The following is a 19,407-nucleotide window of genomic DNA, read 5'->3' on the forward strand; positions in this document are numbered from 1 at the left end:
TTCATGCAACCTTCTCTAAATACCATATTTCCTAATTTTTCTAACGAACTTATCGCTACAATTGAAGAAAACGGAAGCCTTCAGAACTTTGAAACTGGAACCATTTTAATGCGTACCGGACAATATATTAAAAATACCGTTTTGATTACTAAAGGAAAAATCAAAATTTATCGTGAAGGTGAAGATGGCGGCGAGTTTTTAATGTATTATTTGCAACCTGGCCAAGCCTGCGCCATTTCGATGATTTGTACTGCTAAAAGCGAAAAAAGTCAAATCATGGCAAAAGTGGTCGAAGACGTTACCGTAATGATGATTCCGTTACAATTAATGGATAAATGGATGATGGAGCACCGATCTTGGTACGAATTTGTAATTGAAACGTACCGAAGCCGTTTTGAAGAAGTTCTCGAAGTAGTTGACAATATCGCTTTCCGTTCGATGGATGAAAGATTGGAGTTTTACCTAAAAAGACATTCTGATGCTTGCGGTTGTTCTGAAGTTAATTTGTCACACCAAGAAATTGCTACAGAATTAAATACTTCTAGAGAAGTTGTTTCTAGATTATTAAAAAAAATGGAACAGCGAGGTTTGGTAAAACTTAATCGTAATCAGATTGAACTTTTGAAATAAAGTTTTTTTCGCCACGACTCGAGCGATAGCGAACAGGCGAAGCAATTCACGAATTTTCACTGTTATTTTTTTACTGTCTTCAATTTCACTAATTTTTCTCAATCATTATCAAAAAAATAATTCGTGAATTCGTGGCGAAAAAAAACTCTTCTGTGATAAATGTTACTGTAGAATCCTAATTTCCGAAGCAACTTTGCATCAAAATAAATGCAATGGAATATTTAGGATTTTTTGCCTCAATCATAATCGGAATCACACTTGGCTTAATTGGCGGAGGCGGTTCCATTCTGACTATTCCTATTTTAGTTTATTTGTTTAAAGTAAATCCCGATCAGGCAACTTCTTATTCTTTGTTTATTGTCGGATTAACCGCTTTATTTGGAAGTTTTAGTCATTATAAAATGGGAAACCTGAAACTGAAATCGGCTTTGTATTTTGCTATTCCTTCAGTAGTTTCGATTTTAATAATCCGTGAAGTAATATTTCCTCAAATTGCGGCAACTTTATTTTCTGTTGCTTCTTATACGGTTTCAAAAGATTTTCTAATTATGATCATCTTTTCTGTCTTGATGATTACAGCTGCTATTTCAATGATTAAAAAAAAGCAGTCTGAAATTAAATCAACAGAAACCAATTATTCACAACTCAGCTTAATCGGCTTTTTAGTCGGAATTGTAACTGGATTTCTGGGCGCTGGCGGCGGATTTTTAATTATTCCTGCTTTGCTTTTTTTCGCTAATCTGCCAATGAAACAAGCCGTTGGAACTTCATTATTAATCATCACTATTAATTCATCCATAGGTTTTGCGGGCGATCTATATATCGGAACACCAATAAATTATACTTTCCTTTTAAGTGTTTCAGCAATGGCCTTAATCGGAATGTTTATTGGAAGCCAGCTTTCTAAAAAAATTGACGGCGCAAAATTAAAACCACTCTTCGGATGGTTTGTCTTAGTAATGGGCTTCTACATCATTACCAAAGAAGTTTTCTTTTAAATATTTAGTTTCAAAATTTAATTTTAGTTTCACTTGTAGAGTAATCTTTGTCAAAGCTTTTACACTTTGACAAAGATGAAACTAAAACCTTCAGATTTCTCCAAATTTATTTTTATAACGGCCGAGCTCAATTTCTGTTTTATTCAAAAGTTTTTCCAACAATTGAATTTTATCTTCATAAAGTTCTTTTAAAATAGATGTACTATCTGTGTTTATCATAATACTTCCATTATTATTTCCTGTTATTTTATTGTAACTGGTAAAATACTTATCGTAATCAAAACTAATAATATCCTCTACACTCACATCTAGAATTCTTCCAATTTCAACTAGCTTTTCATAACTTAAAGAAGTTTTTCCTTTCTCAATTTTGCTATAACCCGCCTGAGTTACGCCTAATCGTTCTGCCATATACTCTTGAGTGTAATTTTTTAACTCTCTTATGTTTCTAATTTTATTTTTAATTGTTGCTGCCATAATTTTTGTTTCTGATTTGTGGTCATGTATAGTCAAAACAGCCAACTGCTAAACTTTTTAGCAGCATAACTACACTTTATTTTTGAGAATTTTAAAGCTACTTCATAATTGGGAATTTAAGAAGTAACGTTACGTTAATTTTTTCTTTGTGTAATGATAAAATAGCCGTACATCAAAGCTGCCATTATGAAAATGCAATCATAACGGGAAATATCGAATATAAACATCTCTGCCTCCTTTTTACGCAGTTCTTTTTACACTTCTTTCAAACTGAAGATCTAAGTAATCATCAATTTGTTTGCCGATCAATACGCGATCTTTTGAAGCGATTTTTGTCCTTATTTCGTTCTTGTAAACATCTTTTACAAAAACAAAATAAACAAACTCGGCCTTATTTCCGAATCTTGTTGCTAAGATAAATGAATAACAAAAAATAGCAGGAATTACGTAATACAAGTACATTAAATCGGAAAACAACATGCAATAATATGTTGCAGCAGTTACGGCAATAAAAGCACCGTTTTCAAGAAAATATTTTCTCTTTTTTTTAAGCAGTCCCAGTTCTTTAATTTCATCAAACTGATACTGCCAATTCTTAGATTTGTAACGAAATCTAACCTTGTCGGAAAAAATTGTTAAAGGCATAATAATTTAGTAGGTAAAAATAGATTTAAGCTTCTAGTGAAAAATCATTTTCTAAAAATTCAGGGGGGAAAAATTCTTAGATGCGCAATATTAAGCATTAAGGGCTTGTTTTTCCTACAATTAACATTATAGAATATAACTCTTAGTTGTAATTAAATCTTTCGTAAAATTTATCCTATGTTTTTCTGTACTAAAAACATACGTATTGGAGAAGATTGTTTTGGGCGTTGCCTCCGGCCGGGCTATCCGCTAAATTCCCAATTAACAAAAACTACGGCTAAAAAGCCTTGTTTTTCTAAATCGGGAGATACCGCTCCTATCCCTAACGCAGACTCCGATAAGCAGGAAGTTTTCGTTATTACAAATTCATTAGATAAAAAGTGCAATTTAAAAAGAACACTTTATTGAATTGCCTTCAGCTTTAGCTGAAGGTAAAAAATGCACAAAAAAGGGCTTTAGCCAAACTCGTAAAGTTTGACTAAAGCCCTTTCAAATCTCAACAAAAAACCTCCAGTTAAAACTGAAGGCAATTGATATAAATTCGTGAAAATTTGTGCAATTCGTGGCTATAAAAAAATCAATGTTCTCCATACCCAATATCATCCATTTTCCCGCTGAAAACACGATATTGAATAATAAAATAAATAATTACAAGAAACAAAGCGACAAAAAACCAGCTCAATCCAGCATTCAATCCGTATTCGTGAGCCGCAGTGTTATAAATCGTTAATGACGGATTTACTTTATTTGTTGAAGGCAAAACATTCGGAAAAATAGAAACGGCTGTAGAAGCAAATCCTCCTAATAAAAATAAGGTTGAAAAAACAAATCCTTGACCATCTTTTTTGAAAGAACGAACTTTAAACAATCCAGCAATTCCAACAAAAGTCATTAAAGGAAAAAACCAAAGAATCGGATTTTCAATGAAATTGTGAAACGGTTTTGGCTCAATAAAATGCCAAATTCCCAAAGAAATAAAAACCAAAACCAGCAAAACAAAATTCAATCTAAAAACAACATTTTTCAATTTCGGATTTAGCGCCGAATTCGTTTTATAAATAATCCAATTCGCGCCATGAATCGTCAAAGCGACAACGCTTACAATTCCTAAGAAAAGCGTAAACCAATCGATAATTCCTAATTCATTCGCTTGCGGACTAAAAGTTGGGTTCCACAAAGGCAAAAAGAAATAATGCGCTTCTTGGGTAGAAACTCCATTTTGAACCATTCCGAGATTCACTCCACGAACAATATTTCCCAAAGCAATCCCGAAGAAAAGAGCCAAAAGCAAACTCGCAATTCCGAAAGCTTTGTCCCAAATGCTTTCCCACATATGATTATGAACTTGTCCGCGCATTTCTAATCCGATTGCACGGAAAATCAAAAGCCATAAAATCATTATCAAAGGCAAATAAAATCCGCTGAAAGACGAAGCGTATAAAGTTGGAAAAGCAAAAAATAAAACGCCTCCAGCTGCAATCAGCCAAACTTCATTGGCATCCCAAAACGGACCAATTGCATTTGTAATTGCTTTTTTATCTTTTTCTGTATCGGCAAAAAATAAATGAATAATTCCTGCACCAAAATCATAACCGTCTAAAACCAGATAAACAGCTAGAATTCCCATTAAAACTACGTACCAAAAAAATTCCATACTTATATTTTTTCTGTTGAAAGTTCCACATGATGCGGTCCTTTATTGATAATTTTTCCAACCAAAAGCAAAAACAACATTCCCAGTAAAAGGTACAAACCAATAAAACCAAGTAATGTAAATAGGGTATTTCCAGAAGAAACTGTTGGCGAAGCTCCAGAGGCTGTTCGCATTAAATTGTAAACCAACCAAGGCTGTCTTCCTAATTCGGCCGTGTACCAGCCTGTTGTATTGGCAATATAAGGAAACGGCATCATGAACATTAAAGACCATAAAAGCCATTTGGTTTCAAACAATTTTCCTCTAATTAATTGAAAAAGAGAAAGCACCATTAAACCGATAAAAACCGTTCCTAGTCCGACCATAATATGATACGCATAATACAATCCGGAAATATTAGTTGGATGCAAATCTTCCTCAAACTGATCTAAACCTTTAATTTCCTGATCCCAATTTCCATAAGTCAAGAAACTCAAAATATTAGGAACAGCGATTTTATTATCCAGTTTTTTGTCTTTTACATCGGGCTGACCAATTAAAACAATTTCAGAACCTTTTTTCTCGGTATGAAAAATTCCTTCCATCCCGGCAAAAGTTACAGGTTGATATTTCACAACATTTTTAGCCAATAAATCTCCCGTTGGAACCGCAACAATAACACTCGAAATCAATCCGAAAATTACTCCCGTTTTTAAGAACAATTTCCCGAAAGAAACATTCTTTTTGCTTAAAATATAGAAAGCTCCAATTCCGGCAACAACAAAAGAACTTGTTACCATAGAAGCAGCTTGATTGTGCAAGTAAGACGGCCAAAGCCAAGGATTCAAGAATAAAGCTTGAAAATTATTCAATACAAATTTTCCGTTTTCTAAGATTTCATAACCAACAGGATTCTGCATCCATGAATGTGTGGCGATGATTAAAAATCCGCTGGCCCAAGAACCTATCATAATTAATAATCCGGTTACAAAATGCCATTTATGTCCGAGAAGTTTTTCTCCAAATAAAAATATTCCCAAGAAAGAAGATTCGAGAAAGAAAGAAAACATTCCTTCCATGGCAAGCGTTTGGCCAATGATTCCGCCCGTTAATTCGGAAAATTTAGCCCAGTTGGTTCCAAACTGAAACTCCATCGGAATTCCCGTTACAACGCCCATTGCAAAATTGAGGGCGAAGATTTTCATCCAGAAATGGGTGGCGTGATTGTATTGTTCGTCTTTAGTTTTTAGATATTTCCACTTGAAGTAAACAATGATGAGCGAAAGACCCATTGTAAGTTGTGGAAAAAGGTAATGAAAAGTAATCGTGAAGGCAAATTGCATTCGATCATAAAAGAGCATTTCTTCCATAATGGTAATTTGTTTATGAAGTTCCACAAATTTAACCATTAGAACCCGAATTGCCTCTTAAAACATAAGTTTCTTTTTAAAATTTTAAACCATATAAGTTATATAAGTAAATATAAATTTTGTGCAAAACTAAAATGAACTTATATAACTTATATGGTGGAATTTTACTTCTCCAAAATTCCTTTTTCTACACTTTCGTTAATCAAACCTTCAGCGTAATTCCAAATCGATTTTGAACCTTCTTTTATAACGCTTTTCTTTTCGTAAACTTTATCATATTTCACCCCAAATTCTTTCCAAGTTCCGCCATTGTTAGAAATATTCTGTAATAATGGTTCTAAACGATCCATTGATTTTGCGAATTTGGCTTCTTTGGTTTCTCCCGCTTCAAATTCTTCCCAAATTGAAATGAATTCTTCTTTTTGTTTTTCAGGAAGTAAACCGAAAATTCTGTTTGCTGCCAAACGCTCTTCATCAGTATTCGAGTGATTTTTTACGGTATCATAAATAAAAACATCGCCAGCGTCTATTTCTACGATATCATGAATCAAAACCATTTTCACCACTTTCAGGACATCAATCGGTTCATTCGAATGTTCTGCCAAAACAATTGCCATTAAAGCCAAATGCCAACTGTGTTCTGCGTCGTTTTCGCATCTGTCGCTGTTGAATAATTTTGTCTTGCGCTGAATGTATTTTACTTTATCAATTTCTTTTATAAAAGCAATTTGATCCAATAAGTTTTGTGTGTTCATTTTATTTTTCTTTTGAAATGATATTCGTCATATGCAAAATTAAAGCTTAAAGCGTAATTGCTCCACTTTAAATTTAATTTATCTCAATCGATTATGACAAACAACATATTTTTTTACACAAAAACCTAATTTCTGTAACATTAGTCACCTATTTTTTTAAAAAACAAAGTTACCTTTGTATCCCATCATTTTACAATACCTATCATGAAAATAGAACAAATTTACACCGGATGCCTAGCGCAAGGTGCATATTATATCACTTCAAATGGCGAAGCGGCCATTATTGATCCGCTTAGAGAAATTCAGCCTTATCTGGATCGTTTAGATCGTGATGGAGTTAAGCTGAAATATATTTTTGAAACGCATTTCCACGCTGATTTCGTTTCTGGACACGTAGATTTAAGCAAAGAAACTGGAGCTCCAATTGTGTATGGGCCAAATGCTGCCTGCGAATTTGATTGCATTTCTGCGAAAGACGGACAGGAATTCAAAATCGGAAACGTAACGATTAAAGTTTTGCACACTCCTGGGCACACCATGGAAAGTGCTACATTTTTATTAATTGATGAAAACGGAAAAGATCACGCGATTTTCTCTGGAGATACTTTATTCATTGGAGATGTTGGTCGTCCAGATTTAGCTCAAAAAGCAGCTGGAATGACTCAAGATCAATTGGCTGGAATTTTATTTCATTCGTTAAGAGATAAAATTATGACTTTGGCTGATGAAGTAATCGTTTATCCTGCGCACGGTGCGGGAAGCGCGTGCGGAAAAAACATGAGCAAAGAAACCGTTTCAACAATCGGTAACCAGAAAGCAACAAATTATGCTTTGCGTGCAAATATGACCGAAGAAGAATTCATCAAAGAAGTAACTGACGGATTATTGCCTCCTCCAGCCTATTTCAGCATGAATGTTGCAATGAACAAACAAGGTTACGAAAGTTTTGAAACTGTTCTACACAACGGAATGAAAACCATAAATGTAAAAGAATTTGAAGCTGTTGCAGAAGAAACCGGTGCTTTAATTTTAGATACAAGAAGCGCAGCTGATTTCAGTAAAGGATTTATTCCGCAGTCTATCAATATAGGAATCAACGGAGATTTTGCTCCGTGGGTTGGAACTTTAATTGCCGATGTAAAACAGCCAATTATTTTGGTTACTGCAGCTGGCATGGAAGAAGAAACTGTTACGCGTTTAAGCCGTGTTGGTTTTGATACTATCATCGGACATTTAGAAGGCGGTTTTGAAGCTTGGCAAAATGCAGGTTTTGAAACTGATACCGTAAATCGAATTACCTCTGAACAATTTGCCAACGAATTTAAATTTGGCGAAGATAAAGTTGTAGATATTCGCAAAGAGACAGAATACGCAGCTGAACATATTGATGACGCTTACAGCAAACCTTTGGCTTATATTAATGATTGGCTAAAAGATATTAATCCGAATGAGCATTTTTATTTGCATTGCGCTGGAGGCTACAGAAGTATGATTGCAGCTTCTATCCTTCAAGCAAGAGGTTTCAGAAATTTCTCTGAAGTTGAAGGTGGTTTTGGAGCAATTTCAAAAACGAATATTCCAAAATCAGATTTTGTTTGTCAAAGTAAAGTATTAAAATAATTTAAAAAAGGGACAAAGGTTCAGAGGCGCAAAGGGACAAAGTTTTTAACCTCTGAACCTTTGAACCTATGTACCTTACAACCTTAAAAAATTATGCTAGAAATCATTAAAGAACCTTGGCCTTGGTATGTTGCAGGTCCACTAATTGGATTAACTGTTCCAATTTTATTAATTATTGGAAATAAATCTTTTGGGATTAGTTCGTCACTTCGTCATATTTGTGCGGCTTGCATTCCTGCGAATATTTCGTTTTTTAAATACGATTGGAAAAAAGAAAGCTGGAATTTATTCTTCGTTTTAGGAATATTTTTAGGTGGTTTTATCGCTGCTTCTTTCTTATCGAATCCAAATCCGGTGGAAATTGCTCCTGAATTATCAGCGAAATTAGCGACTTACGGAATCACAGATCATAGTGGTTTAGTTCCGTCACAATTATTTTCTTGGGAAAGTTTACTAACGCTTCGCGGATTTATTATGATTGTGGTTGGTGGATTCTTAGTTGGTTTCGGAACTCGTTACGCTGGAGGATGCACAAGCGGGCACGCGATTATGGGATTATCAAATTTACAATGGCCTTCATTAGTAGCCACAATCTGCTTTATGATTGGCGGTTTTGTAATGGCACTTTTGATTTTACCTTATATTCTTTCACTTTAAAATTTCAAAAATGAGTTTAGAAAATAAAAATATCGACGGCGAAGGAATCAACGCAAGCCAGAAAAAAGAAAACGCGTTTGCAAACCTTAAATATTTAATTGTTGGAATCTTTTTCGGAATTGTATTCGTAAAAGCAGAAATCATCAGTTGGTTTCGTATTCAGGAAATGTTCAACTTGGAATCATTTCATATGTATGGCGTAATTGGTTGTGCTGTTGCTGTTGGATTAATTTCAGTGCAATTGATTAAAAAATTCAATATTAAAACTCTTGATGGCGAAAAAATCGAAATTCAGCCAAAGACTTTCAATAAAGGACAGATTTACGGAGGACTAATGTTTGGTTTCGGATGGGCAATTACTGGAGCTTGCCCAGGTCCTCTTTTCGCTCAAATTGGTACTGGTGCAACTGTAATTGTGGTTACTCTAGTAAGTGCAATTGCCGGAACTTGGTTTTATGGTTTGATAAAAGATAAATTGCCACATTAATAATTTGTTTCAAGTTTTATTTGTTTCAAGTTTCAAGTTGGTTTAACCGCAAAACGCGCTAAGATATACGCAAAGTTCGCAAAGTTTTATTTACAAAGCTTTGCGAACTTTGCGCTTTTTACAAAGCCCTATTTTCAAAAAACCTTGCGTGCTTTGCGGTTAAATATTTTTCTTCATCAATTTTTAATTTCATTTCGTTAAGTTTGCTTCAAACAACATTTCCCAAAATAAATATCCAAGAATAGAATGAACCGTTCCGAACAATTATCCAAACTACAAAATACCGAAAAATGGGATGTAATAATAATTGGCGGAGGTGCGAGCGGTCTCGGAACAGCTGTTGATGCAGCAAGCCGGGGTTATAAAACAATCTTATTTGAAGCGGTCGATTTTGCAAAAGGAACTTCAAGCAGAAGCACCAAATTGGTTCACGGCGGAGTACGTTATTTAGAACAAGGAAATGTGCACTTGGTGATAGAAGCTCTAAAAGAAAGAGGTTTATTAGCTCAAAACGCAGCTCATTTAGTCAAAAACCAATCTTTTATTATTCCGAACTACAATTGGTTTAGCAGTTTTATTTATACAATTGGACTAAAAGTTTACGATTTATTGTCGGGTTGTTTGAGTTTAGGAAGTTCTAAATATCTTTCGAAGAAGAAAACTATTCAATTACTTCCAAACGTAGAAGAAAATGGTCTGGTAAATGGCGTTATTTATCACGACGGACAATTTGATGATTCTCGTTTGGCAATTAATCTTGCTCAAACGGCCGTAGAAAATGGAGCTTGTCTTTTGAATTATGTAAAAGTTGTCAATTTATTAAAAGACGGAAAAAACCAAGTTATTGGCGTTCAGGTTCAAGATCAAGAAAATGGAATTAAATATGATGTAAAAGGTTCTGCTGTTATAAATGCTACCGGAGTTTTTACAAATGCGATCATGAAGTTGAATGATAACGTTTATAAAAAATACATTGTTCCAAGTCAGGGAATTCATTTGGTGTTTGACAAATCTTTTCTTCCGGGTGAAAATGCTTTGATGATTCCGAAAACAAAAGACGGAAGAGTTCTATTTGCCGTTCCTTGGCACAATCGAATTGTCGTTGGAACGACTGATACTTTAATTAAAAAACAAAGTTTAGAACCAATTGCTTTAGAAAGTGAAATTCAATTTGTTCTCGAAACTGCACAACGTTTTCTAGCAAAAAAACCAACAAGAGCTGATGTTTTATCGGTTTTTGCAGGATTGCGTCCGTTGGCTGCACCGAAAGAAGAAGGCAAAAGCACTAAAGAAGTTTCAAGAAGTCATAAAATTATAGTTTCAGAAACGGGACTTATCACTATTACTGGCGGAAAATGGACAACGTACAGAAAAATTGCTGAAGATATTATTGATAAAGCAATCAAAACAGGAAAATTACCTAATAAAGAATGTACGACTGAACATCTTTCCATTCATGGAAATCAACCGACGAATGCTGCAGACAGAGAAAATCACCTTTATATATATGGTTCTGATATTTCTAAAATAATTGAGCTGCAAGAAAGCGAACCTGAATTAAAAGAAAAACTACATCCAGATCATGAGTTTACAATGGCAGAAGTCGTTTGGGCTATTCGTTATGAAATGGCAAGAACGATTGACGATATTTTGGCAAGACGCGTTCGTTTATTATTCTTAGACGCGAGAGCTGCAATTGAAGTTTCGGAAAAAACTGCTAGAGTACTTGCTAAAGAATTAGGACACGATGAAGCATGGATAAAGACCGAAATTGCAAATTTCAGTCAAATTGCAAAGGGTTTTCTCCTATCTGAATTCCAAAAAGTTGTCAATCCGACTGATTTTGAGAATCATTTGCTTTAATATTATCTTACAAAAAGTTATTTGATCAACAGCTTCAATCAAAATCAATTTCCGACTTTAAAAAATTATTAATTTACAATATATCAATACGTTATATTAAAAAATTACTTTAAATTTAGTATCGAAAACTAACATTTTAGTTCTTTCAAAAAGCGCACTTATTTACATTAACAAAAAATTAACACAACATTTGTATATACAACTATTAAAAGTTCTACATTTGTATATACAAATTATACATTTACGACTATGACAATTGAAGAGGTTATTAAGAGTACGGTTAAGATGGATAATGCGAAAAAAGTTATTCTGAATATCATGTACACGCAAAATGTGATTCAGGATCATTTCAACGAGTTGATCAAACCGTATGATTTATCTGGAGAACAGTATAATGTGTTACGTATATTAAGAGGACAGAAAGGAAAGCCTGCTAATATGTGCGTGATACAAGAGCGAATGCTTGCTAAAACGAGCAACACAACACGTTTGGTAGACAAATTATTATTAAAGGATTTTGTGACAAGAAACGTCTGCCCTGACAATCGAAGAAAAATTGAAGTTTCGATTACAGAAAAAGGATTAGATGTTCTGAAAGAATTAGATCCGAAAGTAGATGAGCACGAGCAAACATTTGCAAATAATTTAAAACCAGAAGAATTAGTTTTCTTAAACCAATTATTAGAAAAATATAGAACCAACAAATAAAATAATAAAAACTATGAGCAATTTCTTAGACAATCAAAATTGGAGATACGCAGTTAAACAATACGATGCTTCGAAAAAAATATCAGAAGCTGATTTAAATACATTAAAAGAAGCCGTTAGATTAAGTGCTTCTTCTTACGGATTACAACCTTATAAAGTAATTATTGTTGAAAATCCAGAATTAAGAGAAAAATTAAAAGGTGCAGCTTGGGGACAAACTCAAATTACAGACGCTTCTCACCTATTCATTTTTGCAAATGATTTAAGCCTTGACGGAGGTTCTGTTGACAAATACATCAGCAATATTAGCGAAGTAAGAGGCGTTCCTACAGAAGCTTTAGGTGGATTTAGCGACATGATGAAAGGTGTTATTTCAAATTTATCTGAAGATGCAAAACACATCTGGACTGCAAAACAAACTTATTTAGCTTTAGGAAATTTATTAAATGCAGCTGCTGAATTAAAAATTGATGCTACTCCAATGGAAGGTTTCAACGCAGCTTCTTTCAACGAAATTTTAGGTTTTGACAAATTAGGTTTAAATGCTTCAGTAATCGCAACTGTAGGTTACAGACACGAAGACGACAAATCGCAACACAGCAAAAAAGTTAGAAAATCACACGAAGAATTATTTATCACTCTATAATTATTTATTAATCAAATTCAAATTTTAATTTTAAAACACATGAAAAATTTAAAAACTATTGCAATAGCATTATTCGTAGCAGCAGCTGGAATCTCAGTAAACGCTCAAACTAAAAAAATCGACGTAAAAGCATCTACTATTAAATGGGTAGGTAAAAAAGTAACTGGAGAGCACTCTGGAACTGTAAACTTCAAAGAAGGTTCTTTAGTTTTCAAAGGAAAAAAATTAGCTGGTGGTAACTTTACAGTTGACATGACTTCATTAACTTCTACAGATTTAACTGGAGAATACCAAGGAAAATTAAACGGTCACTTAAAAGCTGACGATTTCTTCGGAACTGACAAATTCCCAACTTCAAAATTAGTTTTCAAAACTATCGGTGCAAAATCTGCTGACGTTTACACTGTAACTGCAGACTTAACTATCAAAGGAATTACTAAACCAGTAACTTTTGATATCACTGTAAAAGGAAACACTGCTACAACTGCTTTCAAAGTTGACAGAACTAAATACGATATTAAATACGGTTCAGGTAGCTTCTTCGACGGTTTAGGAGATAAAACTATCAATGACGAATTTGAATTAGCTGTAGCTTTAAAATTCTAATATTTCAGTCTTACTAATTCAGAAATACATAAGCCCCGACAGTACAAACTGTCGGGGCTTATTCTTTACAAAAACTTTTCATAAACTTAACGTTCTTAATAGTAAAATAACGCTTTCGTAATAAGTATCAGGACTTTGATTAACATATGGCTTCTATTTTTGGGACAATTAAAAAATCAAAAACTAGAAATTAAAATCATAGTTATGAAAACAAAATTACGTATTGCATGCATAACCCTCATTATCAGCTTTTTCGCACAAGCTCAACAACAGCCAAAAGGAATCATCGGCACTTCAAACTGGATGGCCAACTGGACGAGCTTTAAACCTGCTGGTAATGACTATGGAGAAGCAACCAATATAATTGCTGGAACAATCGATAAAGATACACGATTAACAAAGCGTAATATTTATCATTTAGTTGGTGTTGTGTATGTTACAAATAATGCAACGCTAACAATCGAGCCTGGAACTGTTATTCGAGGCGACGATAAAACTTGCGGAACTCTTGTAATTACAAATGGAGCTAAAATTATGGCTGAAGGATTAGAAACTGATCCTATTATTTTTACTTCAGAAAATGAAATAAACAATAGAAAACCAGGCGACTGGGGCGGAATTATTGTTTTAGGAAAAGCTCCAATAAACGCTCTAGGAGGTATTCATACTTTACCTTTCGATTTAGATCCAACTTTAAATCACTACGGAGGTCAAGATCCGGAAGATAACTCAGGAACTATAAAATATGTGAGAATCGAATATGCTGGAAGAAAATTAAGTGCTTCTAAAGAGCTAAATGGTCTTTCTCTTGCTGGTGTTGGAAGAAAAACAACAGTAAGCCATGTTCAAATTAGTTTTTCAAATGATGATTCTTTTGAATGTTATGGCGGAGATTTGAATTTGAGTAATTTAGTTTCTTTCAGAACAACAGATGATGATTTTGATTTTACTCAAGGTGCTCAAATTAATATCAGTAACAGTATTGCTGTTCGTCACCCATTTTCTTCAGATATTTCAGGTTCAAGATGTTTTGAGGTAGATTCATATGAGAAAATTGCTAATACAGACATGACTAAAAAAATGACCAAAATAAATGCAAGCAACATTACTTTGGTCAACTTGGAAGAAAACAATCAAGGTTTGGTTAGAGAGTCTGCTTACATCAAAGAAAACACCTTTTTCAACTTAACAAATAGTGTGGTTTCGGGATTTGCTCCATTCGTTTTATTGGAAGGAAATATTGGAAATGGTGAAGCCAATTTATCAAAAATCACTTTAAAAAATGTTGTGGCAAACAATTGTACAGGTGAAATCGAAAGCGAATCTGCAAGCAATAATCCTGGTATAAAAGGCTATTATGGCAATCCAGGTTACGGAATAGAATATACTAAAATGAAACTTAGCGAATTATTTACAATGCCAAATATCAAAGGAAATCCAGATTTCAGATTAAATGTAAATAACTCGGTAGCAAGTGGAAATTAAGCAGTTATAAAGGTAAGAAGAATTAAAATTTAACAAATTTCAAGATTTACAAAAGTTTTTTTTGAAAATTTATGTATTCTAATTCAAATTACATTTATATCTTTGTCACATCAAAATAAGATATGAAAACAACAATGAACAATATTTGGTGGTGGAAGAATTTACGTCAGACGTCGTGAACGAAGCTTCCTATGGTATTGTAAAAAATATAAAAATTTAAAGGGCTTGTCATCACGACAAGCCCTTTTTTTTTCATCCAATTGAAAACAAATTAACGAACAACATAAAACTATATATTTTGAAACCTTTTATTCTTAATACACATTACAAACAAATTCTGGCAGATACCGTAACGCCAGTGAGTATTTATTTCAAAATCAGAGATAAATTCCCAAATAGTTTATTACTGGAAAGTAGTGATTATCATGGAAACGATAACAGTTTCTCTTACATCTGCTGCAATCCGATTGCTACAATCAAAATTGAAAATGAAGTTATTTCTAAAACTTTTCCTGACGGAACTTCAGAGAAAATTGCAATTGATGCTTCGACAAATATTCCGCAGGTAATTCAGGAATTTTCAAGTCAATTTAAATCAGAAAAAAACGATTTTAAATTCATTAACAACGGTTTATTCGGATACATTTCTTACGATGCTGTTCGTTATTTTGAAAAAGTTTCGATTGCTAAAAAAGACAATGCGACTTCTATTCCAGATGTTTTTTATGCAGTTTATCAGAACATTATCGCTATCAATCACTTCAAAAACGAAGCATATATTTTCTGCCACAGCGTTGACAATAAAAACAATATTGCAGAAATCGAACAATTGTTGCAATCTAGAAATATTGCTTCTTATAAATTCTCTAAAGAAGGTGAAGGTTTTTCAAACTTAACTGACGAAGAATTTAAAGCTAATGTGGCTTTAGCCAAAAAACACTGCTACCGTGGAGATGTTTTCCAATTGGTACTTTCTCGCAGATTTACTCAAGGTTTTAAAGGTGATGAATTTAATGTTTACAGAGCTTTAAGAAGTATCAATCCTTCTCCATATTTGTTCTTTTTTGATTATGGAGATTTCAAAATATTCGGTTCTTCGCCAGAAGCACAAATTATTGTAAAAGATAGAAAAGCCGAAATCCATCCAATTGCAGGAACTTTTAAAAGAACTGGAAATGACGAGCGTGACGCGCTTTTAGCTAAAGAACTTTCAGAAGATAAAAAAGAAAACAGCGAACACGTTATGCTGGTTGACTTAGCAAGAAATGATTTAAGCAGAAACGGACATGATGTAAAGGTAGAGAAATACAGAGAAGTTCAGTTTTTCTCTCACGTAATTCACTTGGTATCAAAAGTTACGGGACATTTACACGACAAAGCAACCACAATGCAAGTTGTCGCAGATACTTTCCCTGCAGGAACTTTGAGCGGTGCGCCAAAACATAGAGCTATGCAATTAATAGAAGACTGCGAAAAAACAAATCGTAATTTTTACGGCGGCGCAATCGGAGTTATGGATTTTGACGGAAACTTTAACCATGCGATTATGATTCGAACTTTCCTTTCTAAAAACCATCAATTACATTGCCAAGCTGGAGCAGGAATCGTTGCAAGTTCTGACGAAGAAAGCGAAATGCAAGAAGTTTATAATAAGTTAAGAGCATTGAATACAGCGCTAGAAATGGCGGAGAAAATTTAGTATGCAGTCGCAGTTTTCAGTCGCAGAGCTTGAAACCTTAAACAATTAACCACAAACTATAAAAAACCATGAAAAAAGCAGTATCAATTTTAGTTTTAATCATTGCGATGACATCTTGTAATTCAGAGAAAAAGCACAATCCGATTGAAGGAACCTGGCGTCTTATATCAGCTGAAACTACCGAGAAAGATTCGACTTTTTCGACTTTCAATTCAAAAACAAAAATGATTAAAATTATAAACGATACACATTTTGCTTTTTTTAATCATGATTTGAAAAATGGCAAAGATTCAACATCAGCATTGTTCTTTGGCGGAGGCGGAAAATATACTTTGAAAGACAGTATTTACACAGAAAATTTAGAGTTCTTCAACAACCGCGATTGGGAAAACAACAAATTTGAATTTGTAGTGAAAGTTAAAAACGACACTTTAATTCAAAAGGGAGTAGAAAAAATAGAAAAATTAGGAATAGATCGAATTATTATAGAAAAATACGTTCGAGAGAAATAAATAAAAATTAGGTGTCAAGTCGCAGTCGCAGTTTTCAGTCACAGCATGAAAACTTAGAATCTTAGAAACTTAGCATCTTAGAAACTTAAAAAAATGAAAAAGATTTTAGTTATAGACAATTACGATAGTTTCACTTACAATTTAGTGCACTATTTAGAAGATTTAAACTGCGAAGTTACCGTTTACAGAAACGACGAATTTGATATTGATGAAATTGCTTCTTTCGAAAAAATATTACTTTCTCCAGGGCCTGGAATTCCAGATGAAGCAGGTTTATTAAAAGCAGTAATCGAAAAATACAGTCCAACAAAAAGTATTCTTGGCGTTTGTTTGGGACAGCAAGCAATTGGAGAAGTTTTTGGCGGAACGCTTTCTAACCTTGACAAAGTGTATCACGGAGTTGCAACAAACGTAAAAACAGTAGTTTCAGACGAAATTTTGTTTGAAGGTTTAGGAAACGAATTTGAAGTAGGAAGATACCATTCTTGGGTTGTAGATGCTAATTTACCAGAAGATTTAGAAGCAACTTCGGTAGACGAAAACGGGCAAATTATGTCTTTAAGACACAAAAATTACGACGTAAGAGGCGTTCAGTTTCACCCAGAAAGTGTTTTGACACCGAATGGGAAAAAGATTTTAGAGAATTGGATTAATAGCTAGTATTCAGTCTCAGTTTACAGTCACAGTAAAAAACTTAGAATCTTAGTATCTCAGAACCTTAGCAACTTTAAAGAAAATGAAAACTATATTAAACAAATTAATCAACCACGAAGTGCTTTCTAAAGAAGAAGCAAAAAACGTATTGATTAATATTTCAAGCGGTCAATATAATCCAAGTCAGATTTCGGCATTTTTGACTGTTTTTATGATGCGAAGCATTACAATTGATGAACTTTCTGGCTTTCGCGAAGCATTATTAGATCTTTGCATTCGCGTCGATTTATCAGCTTACAATACAATCGATTTGTGCGGAACGGGCGGTGACGGAAAAGATACTTTCAATATTTCAACTTTGGCTTCTTTTGTCTCAGCTGGAGCTGGAATAAAAGTTGCAAAACACGGAAATTACGGAGTTTCTTCTATTTCTGGATCAAGCAACGTAATGGAAAAAATGGGAATTAAATTTAGCAACGATCCTTCATTTTTAGAAAAATGTATTGATCAGTCTGGAATCTGTGTTTTGCACGCTCCCCTATTTCACCCAGCGATGAAAAATGTTGGGCCAATTAGAAAAGAACTGGCGGTAAAAACCTTCTTTAATATGTTGGGGCCAATGGTAAATCCAGCATTTCCACAGAATCAATTGGTTGGAGTTTTCAACTTAGAATTGGCTAGAATGTATGCTTATTTGTACCAAAATACAGATACCAATTTCACGATCCTACATTCGCTTGACGGATATGATGAAATTTCATTAACTGGCCCTACCAAAACGATTTCTAATCATATGGAAGGAATGCTGAATCCAGAAGATTTTGGCGTTCGTCTTTTATCTCAAACAGAAATTGAAGGCGGAAAAACAATTGAAGAATCTGCTGAAATTTTCACTAATATCATTTCTGGAAAAGGAAATGAAGCACAGAATAATGTTGTTTGTGCTAACGCAGCAATGGCAATTTCAACCGTTACAAAATGCTCTCCAAAAGAAGGATTCGAACTCGCAAAAGAAAGTTTACTGTCTGGAAAAGGATTAAAAGCATTACAGAAATTACAAGAATTAAGTAAATAATTTTTTAGTTTCAAGTTTCAGGTTTCAAGTTTCAAGTTATTGGAACGTGAAACTAAAAAGACTTGAAACTTGAAACAAATAAAGACAATGAACATTTTAGATAAAATAATAATAGACAAAAAACAAGAAGTGATTTTAAAGAAATCGATTATTCCGGTTTCTCAGTTGGAAGCTTCGGTGTTTTTTGGAAAACAGACGATTTCTCTTAGTCAGAAATTAAGAGACAGTAATTCTGGAATTATCGCAGAACACAAACGCCGTTCTCCTTCAAAATCAGTAATCAACAATAATTTCACAGTTGAAGAAGTGGTAAAAGGTTACGAAAATGCTGGTGCTTGCGGAATCTCAGTTTTAACTGATGGAAAATATTTCGGCGGATCTTTAGACGATTTACTTTTAGCAAGAGCTTCAGTAAATATTCCGCTTTTGCGAAAAGAATTTATTGTAGATGAATACCAAATCTTAGAAGCAAAAGCACATGGAGCCGATTTGATTTTATTAATCGCGGCGGTTTTAACTCGTGAAGAAATCAAATCCTTATCTGAATTTGCCAAAAGCTTAGGTTTAGAAGTTTTGTTGGAAGTTCACAATCAAGAAGAATTAGAAAAATCAATTATGCCGACTTTAGACATGATTGGCGTGAACAACAGAAATTTGAAAACATTCGAAGTAAGTTTAGATTTCAGCAAAGAATTGGCATCTCAAATTCCGAATGATTTTGTAAAAGTTTCTGAAAGTGGCATTTCATCAGTTGAAGCAATTCAAGAATTAAAACCCTACGGTTACAAAGGTTTCTTAATTGGAGAAAACTTCATGAAAACCGATAACGCAGGAAAAGCAGCAACAGAATTTATCAGCAAACTATAAAAAGTTTGCCACGAATTTCA

General features: G+C 33.8%; 20 protein-coding genes. 15 read left to right on the forward strand and 5 right to left on the reverse strand.

Translation table 11 applies throughout. The features are described from left to right. Positions 1-3 precede the first annotated feature (3 nt). Together ACE01P_RS09565 and ACE01P_RS09570 are read left to right on the forward strand one after the other, a co-directional pair. A complete protein-coding gene (locus ACE01P_RS09565) occupies positions 4-630 on the forward strand; it encodes a Crp/Fnr family transcriptional regulator (protein WP_379696754.1) in 627 nt (208 codons plus the stop codon). Between the two features lie 212 nt (positions 631-842). Continuing rightward, entirely contained in the window at positions 843-1,628 is a 786-nt protein-coding gene (locus ACE01P_RS09570; protein ID WP_379696757.1) for a sulfite exporter TauE/SafE family protein, read from the forward strand. A 90-nt stretch (positions 1,629-1,718) separates the two neighbouring features. Here ACE01P_RS09570 and ACE01P_RS09575 read toward each other — a convergent pair whose 3' ends face one another. From ACE01P_RS09575 to ACE01P_RS09595, 5 genes are all read right to left on the reverse strand, one after another. Further along, on the reverse strand, positions 1,719-2,105 hold the full coding sequence (locus tag ACE01P_RS09575) for a helix-turn-helix transcriptional regulator (protein ID WP_379696759.1): 387 nt from the start codon (positions 2,103-2,105) through the stop codon (positions 1,719-1,721). A gap of 240 nt (positions 2,106-2,345) precedes the next feature. Continuing rightward, a complete protein-coding gene (locus tag ACE01P_RS09580) occupies positions 2,346-2,750 on the reverse strand; it encodes a hypothetical protein (RefSeq protein ID WP_379696762.1) in 405 nt (134 codons plus the stop codon). A 577-nt stretch (positions 2,751-3,327) separates the two neighbouring features. Beyond that, complete coding sequence (gene cydB / locus ACE01P_RS09585; protein WP_379696764.1) at positions 3,328-4,404, reverse strand: cytochrome d ubiquinol oxidase subunit II; 1,077 nt, start codon at positions 4,402-4,404, stop codon at positions 3,328-3,330. 2 nt (positions 4,405-4,406) lie between these two features. Continuing rightward, positions 4,407-5,753 carry a cytochrome ubiquinol oxidase subunit I gene (locus ACE01P_RS09590; protein WP_379697207.1) on the reverse strand — a complete coding sequence of 449 codons (1,347 nt, stop codon included), beginning with the start codon at positions 5,751-5,753 and terminating at the stop codon, positions 4,407-4,409. 164 nt (positions 5,754-5,917) lie between these two features. Further along, positions 5,918-6,508 carry an HD family hydrolase gene (locus tag ACE01P_RS09595; RefSeq protein WP_379696767.1) on the reverse strand — a complete coding sequence of 197 codons (591 nt, stop codon included), beginning with the start codon at positions 6,506-6,508 and terminating at the stop codon, positions 5,918-5,920. 204 nt (positions 6,509-6,712) lie between these two features. Between ACE01P_RS09595 and ACE01P_RS09600 the strand changes: the two genes are divergently transcribed. The 13 genes from ACE01P_RS09600 to trpC all read left to right on the forward strand — a co-directional run bounded on the left by ACE01P_RS09600 (position 6,713) and on the right by trpC (position 19,387). Continuing rightward, on the forward strand, positions 6,713-8,128 hold the full coding sequence (locus ACE01P_RS09600) for a rhodanese-like domain-containing protein (protein WP_379696769.1): 1,416 nt from the start codon (positions 6,713-6,715) through the stop codon (positions 8,126-8,128). A 93-nt stretch (positions 8,129-8,221) separates the two neighbouring features. Continuing rightward, on the forward strand, positions 8,222-8,785 hold the full coding sequence (locus ACE01P_RS09605; RefSeq protein WP_379696772.1) for a YeeE/YedE family protein: 564 nt from the start codon (positions 8,222-8,224) through the stop codon (positions 8,783-8,785). A gap of 10 nt (positions 8,786-8,795) precedes the next feature. Then, the gene (locus ACE01P_RS09610) at positions 8,796-9,272 is read left to right on the forward strand and encodes a DUF6691 family protein (RefSeq protein ID WP_379696774.1); all 477 of its coding nucleotides are present in this window, start codon (positions 8,796-8,798) and stop codon (positions 9,270-9,272) included. Between the two features lie 246 nt (positions 9,273-9,518). Further along, the gene (locus tag ACE01P_RS09615) at positions 9,519-11,135 is read left to right on the forward strand and encodes an FAD-dependent oxidoreductase (RefSeq protein ID WP_379696777.1); all 1,617 of its coding nucleotides are present in this window, start codon (positions 9,519-9,521) and stop codon (positions 11,133-11,135) included. Positions 11,136-11,384: 249 nt separating this feature from the next. Then, entirely contained in the window at positions 11,385-11,843 is a 459-nt protein-coding gene (locus tag ACE01P_RS09620; RefSeq protein WP_111288898.1) for a MarR family winged helix-turn-helix transcriptional regulator, read from the forward strand. 13 nt (positions 11,844-11,856) lie between these two features. Then, entirely contained in the window at positions 11,857-12,489 is a 633-nt protein-coding gene (locus ACE01P_RS09625; protein ID WP_379696779.1) for an NAD(P)H-dependent oxidoreductase, read from the forward strand. 39 nt (positions 12,490-12,528) lie between these two features. Further along, positions 12,529-13,095, forward strand: coding sequence for a YceI family protein (locus ACE01P_RS09630; RefSeq protein ID WP_379696781.1), 567 nt, complete (start codon positions 12,529-12,531; stop codon positions 13,093-13,095). Between the two features lie 204 nt (positions 13,096-13,299). Next, on the forward strand, positions 13,300-14,580 hold the full coding sequence (locus tag ACE01P_RS09635) for a hypothetical protein (RefSeq protein WP_379696784.1): 1,281 nt from the start codon (positions 13,300-13,302) through the stop codon (positions 14,578-14,580). A 298-nt stretch (positions 14,581-14,878) separates the two neighbouring features. Then, a complete protein-coding gene (locus tag ACE01P_RS09640) occupies positions 14,879-16,279 on the forward strand; it encodes an anthranilate synthase component I family protein (protein WP_379696786.1) in 1,401 nt (466 codons plus the stop codon). 68 nt (positions 16,280-16,347) lie between these two features. Further along, positions 16,348-16,791: a hypothetical protein gene (locus ACE01P_RS09645; protein WP_379696788.1), complete on the forward strand. Its 444-nt coding sequence runs from the start codon at positions 16,348-16,350 to the stop codon at positions 16,789-16,791. Between the two features lie 93 nt (positions 16,792-16,884). After that, a complete protein-coding gene (locus ACE01P_RS09650) occupies positions 16,885-17,451 on the forward strand; it encodes an anthranilate synthase component II (RefSeq protein WP_379696791.1) in 567 nt (188 codons plus the stop codon). A gap of 76 nt (positions 17,452-17,527) precedes the next feature. Next, the gene (gene trpD / locus ACE01P_RS09655) at positions 17,528-18,520 is read left to right on the forward strand and encodes an anthranilate phosphoribosyltransferase (protein WP_379696794.1); all 993 of its coding nucleotides are present in this window, start codon (positions 17,528-17,530) and stop codon (positions 18,518-18,520) included. Positions 18,521-18,607: 87 nt separating this feature from the next. Beyond that, positions 18,608-19,387, forward strand: coding sequence for an indole-3-glycerol phosphate synthase TrpC (gene trpC, locus ACE01P_RS09660; protein WP_379697209.1), 780 nt, complete (start codon positions 18,608-18,610; stop codon positions 19,385-19,387). Positions 19,388-19,407 lie beyond the last annotated feature (20 nt).

Source organism: Flavobacterium sp. HJSW_4, from assembly GCF_042436695.1.
In the GTDB taxonomy this organism is placed as follows: domain Bacteria; phylum Bacteroidota; class Bacteroidia; order Flavobacteriales; family Flavobacteriaceae; genus Flavobacterium.

What these genes read in the sequence shown, in the direction of transcription:
- ACE01P_RS09565 (WP_379696754.1), top strand. Translation starts at nt 4, where the DNA reads ATGCAACCTTCTCTAAATACCATATTTCCTAATTTTTCTAACGAACTT.
- ACE01P_RS09570 (WP_379696757.1), top strand. Translation starts at nt 843, where the DNA reads ATGGAATATTTAGGATTTTTTGCCTCAATCATAATCGGAATCACACTT.
- ACE01P_RS09575 (WP_379696759.1), bottom strand. Translation starts at nt 2,105, where the DNA reads ATGGCAGCAACAATTAAAAATAAAATTAGAAACATAAGAGAGTTAAAA.
- ACE01P_RS09580 (WP_379696762.1), bottom strand. Translation starts at nt 2,750, where the DNA reads ATGCCTTTAACAATTTTTTCCGACAAGGTTAGATTTCGTTACAAATCT.
- cydB (WP_379696764.1), bottom strand. Translation starts at nt 4,404, where the DNA reads ATGGAATTTTTTTGGTACGTAGTTTTAATGGGAATTCTAGCTGTTTAT.
- ACE01P_RS09590 (WP_379697207.1), bottom strand. Translation starts at nt 5,753, where the DNA reads ATGGAAGAAATGCTCTTTTATGATCGAATGCAATTTGCCTTCACGATT.
- ACE01P_RS09595 (WP_379696767.1), bottom strand. Translation starts at nt 6,508, where the DNA reads ATGAACACACAAAACTTATTGGATCAAATTGCTTTTATAAAAGAAATT.
- ACE01P_RS09600 (WP_379696769.1), top strand. Translation starts at nt 6,713, where the DNA reads ATGAAAATAGAACAAATTTACACCGGATGCCTAGCGCAAGGTGCATAT.
- ACE01P_RS09605 (WP_379696772.1), top strand. Translation starts at nt 8,222, where the DNA reads ATGCTAGAAATCATTAAAGAACCTTGGCCTTGGTATGTTGCAGGTCCA.
- ACE01P_RS09610 (WP_379696774.1), top strand. Translation starts at nt 8,796, where the DNA reads ATGAGTTTAGAAAATAAAAATATCGACGGCGAAGGAATCAACGCAAGC.
- ACE01P_RS09615 (WP_379696777.1), top strand. Translation starts at nt 9,519, where the DNA reads ATGAACCGTTCCGAACAATTATCCAAACTACAAAATACCGAAAAATGG.
- ACE01P_RS09620 (WP_111288898.1), top strand. Translation starts at nt 11,385, where the DNA reads ATGACAATTGAAGAGGTTATTAAGAGTACGGTTAAGATGGATAATGCG.
- ACE01P_RS09625 (WP_379696779.1), top strand. Translation starts at nt 11,857, where the DNA reads ATGAGCAATTTCTTAGACAATCAAAATTGGAGATACGCAGTTAAACAA.
- ACE01P_RS09630 (WP_379696781.1), top strand. Translation starts at nt 12,529, where the DNA reads ATGAAAAATTTAAAAACTATTGCAATAGCATTATTCGTAGCAGCAGCT.
- ACE01P_RS09635 (WP_379696784.1), top strand. Translation starts at nt 13,300, where the DNA reads ATGAAAACAAAATTACGTATTGCATGCATAACCCTCATTATCAGCTTT.
- ACE01P_RS09645 (WP_379696788.1), top strand. Translation starts at nt 16,348, where the DNA reads ATGAAAAAAGCAGTATCAATTTTAGTTTTAATCATTGCGATGACATCT.
- ACE01P_RS09650 (WP_379696791.1), top strand. Translation starts at nt 16,885, where the DNA reads ATGAAAAAGATTTTAGTTATAGACAATTACGATAGTTTCACTTACAAT.
- trpD (WP_379696794.1), top strand. Translation starts at nt 17,528, where the DNA reads ATGAAAACTATATTAAACAAATTAATCAACCACGAAGTGCTTTCTAAA.
- trpC (WP_379697209.1), top strand. Translation starts at nt 18,608, where the DNA reads ATGAACATTTTAGATAAAATAATAATAGACAAAAAACAAGAAGTGATT.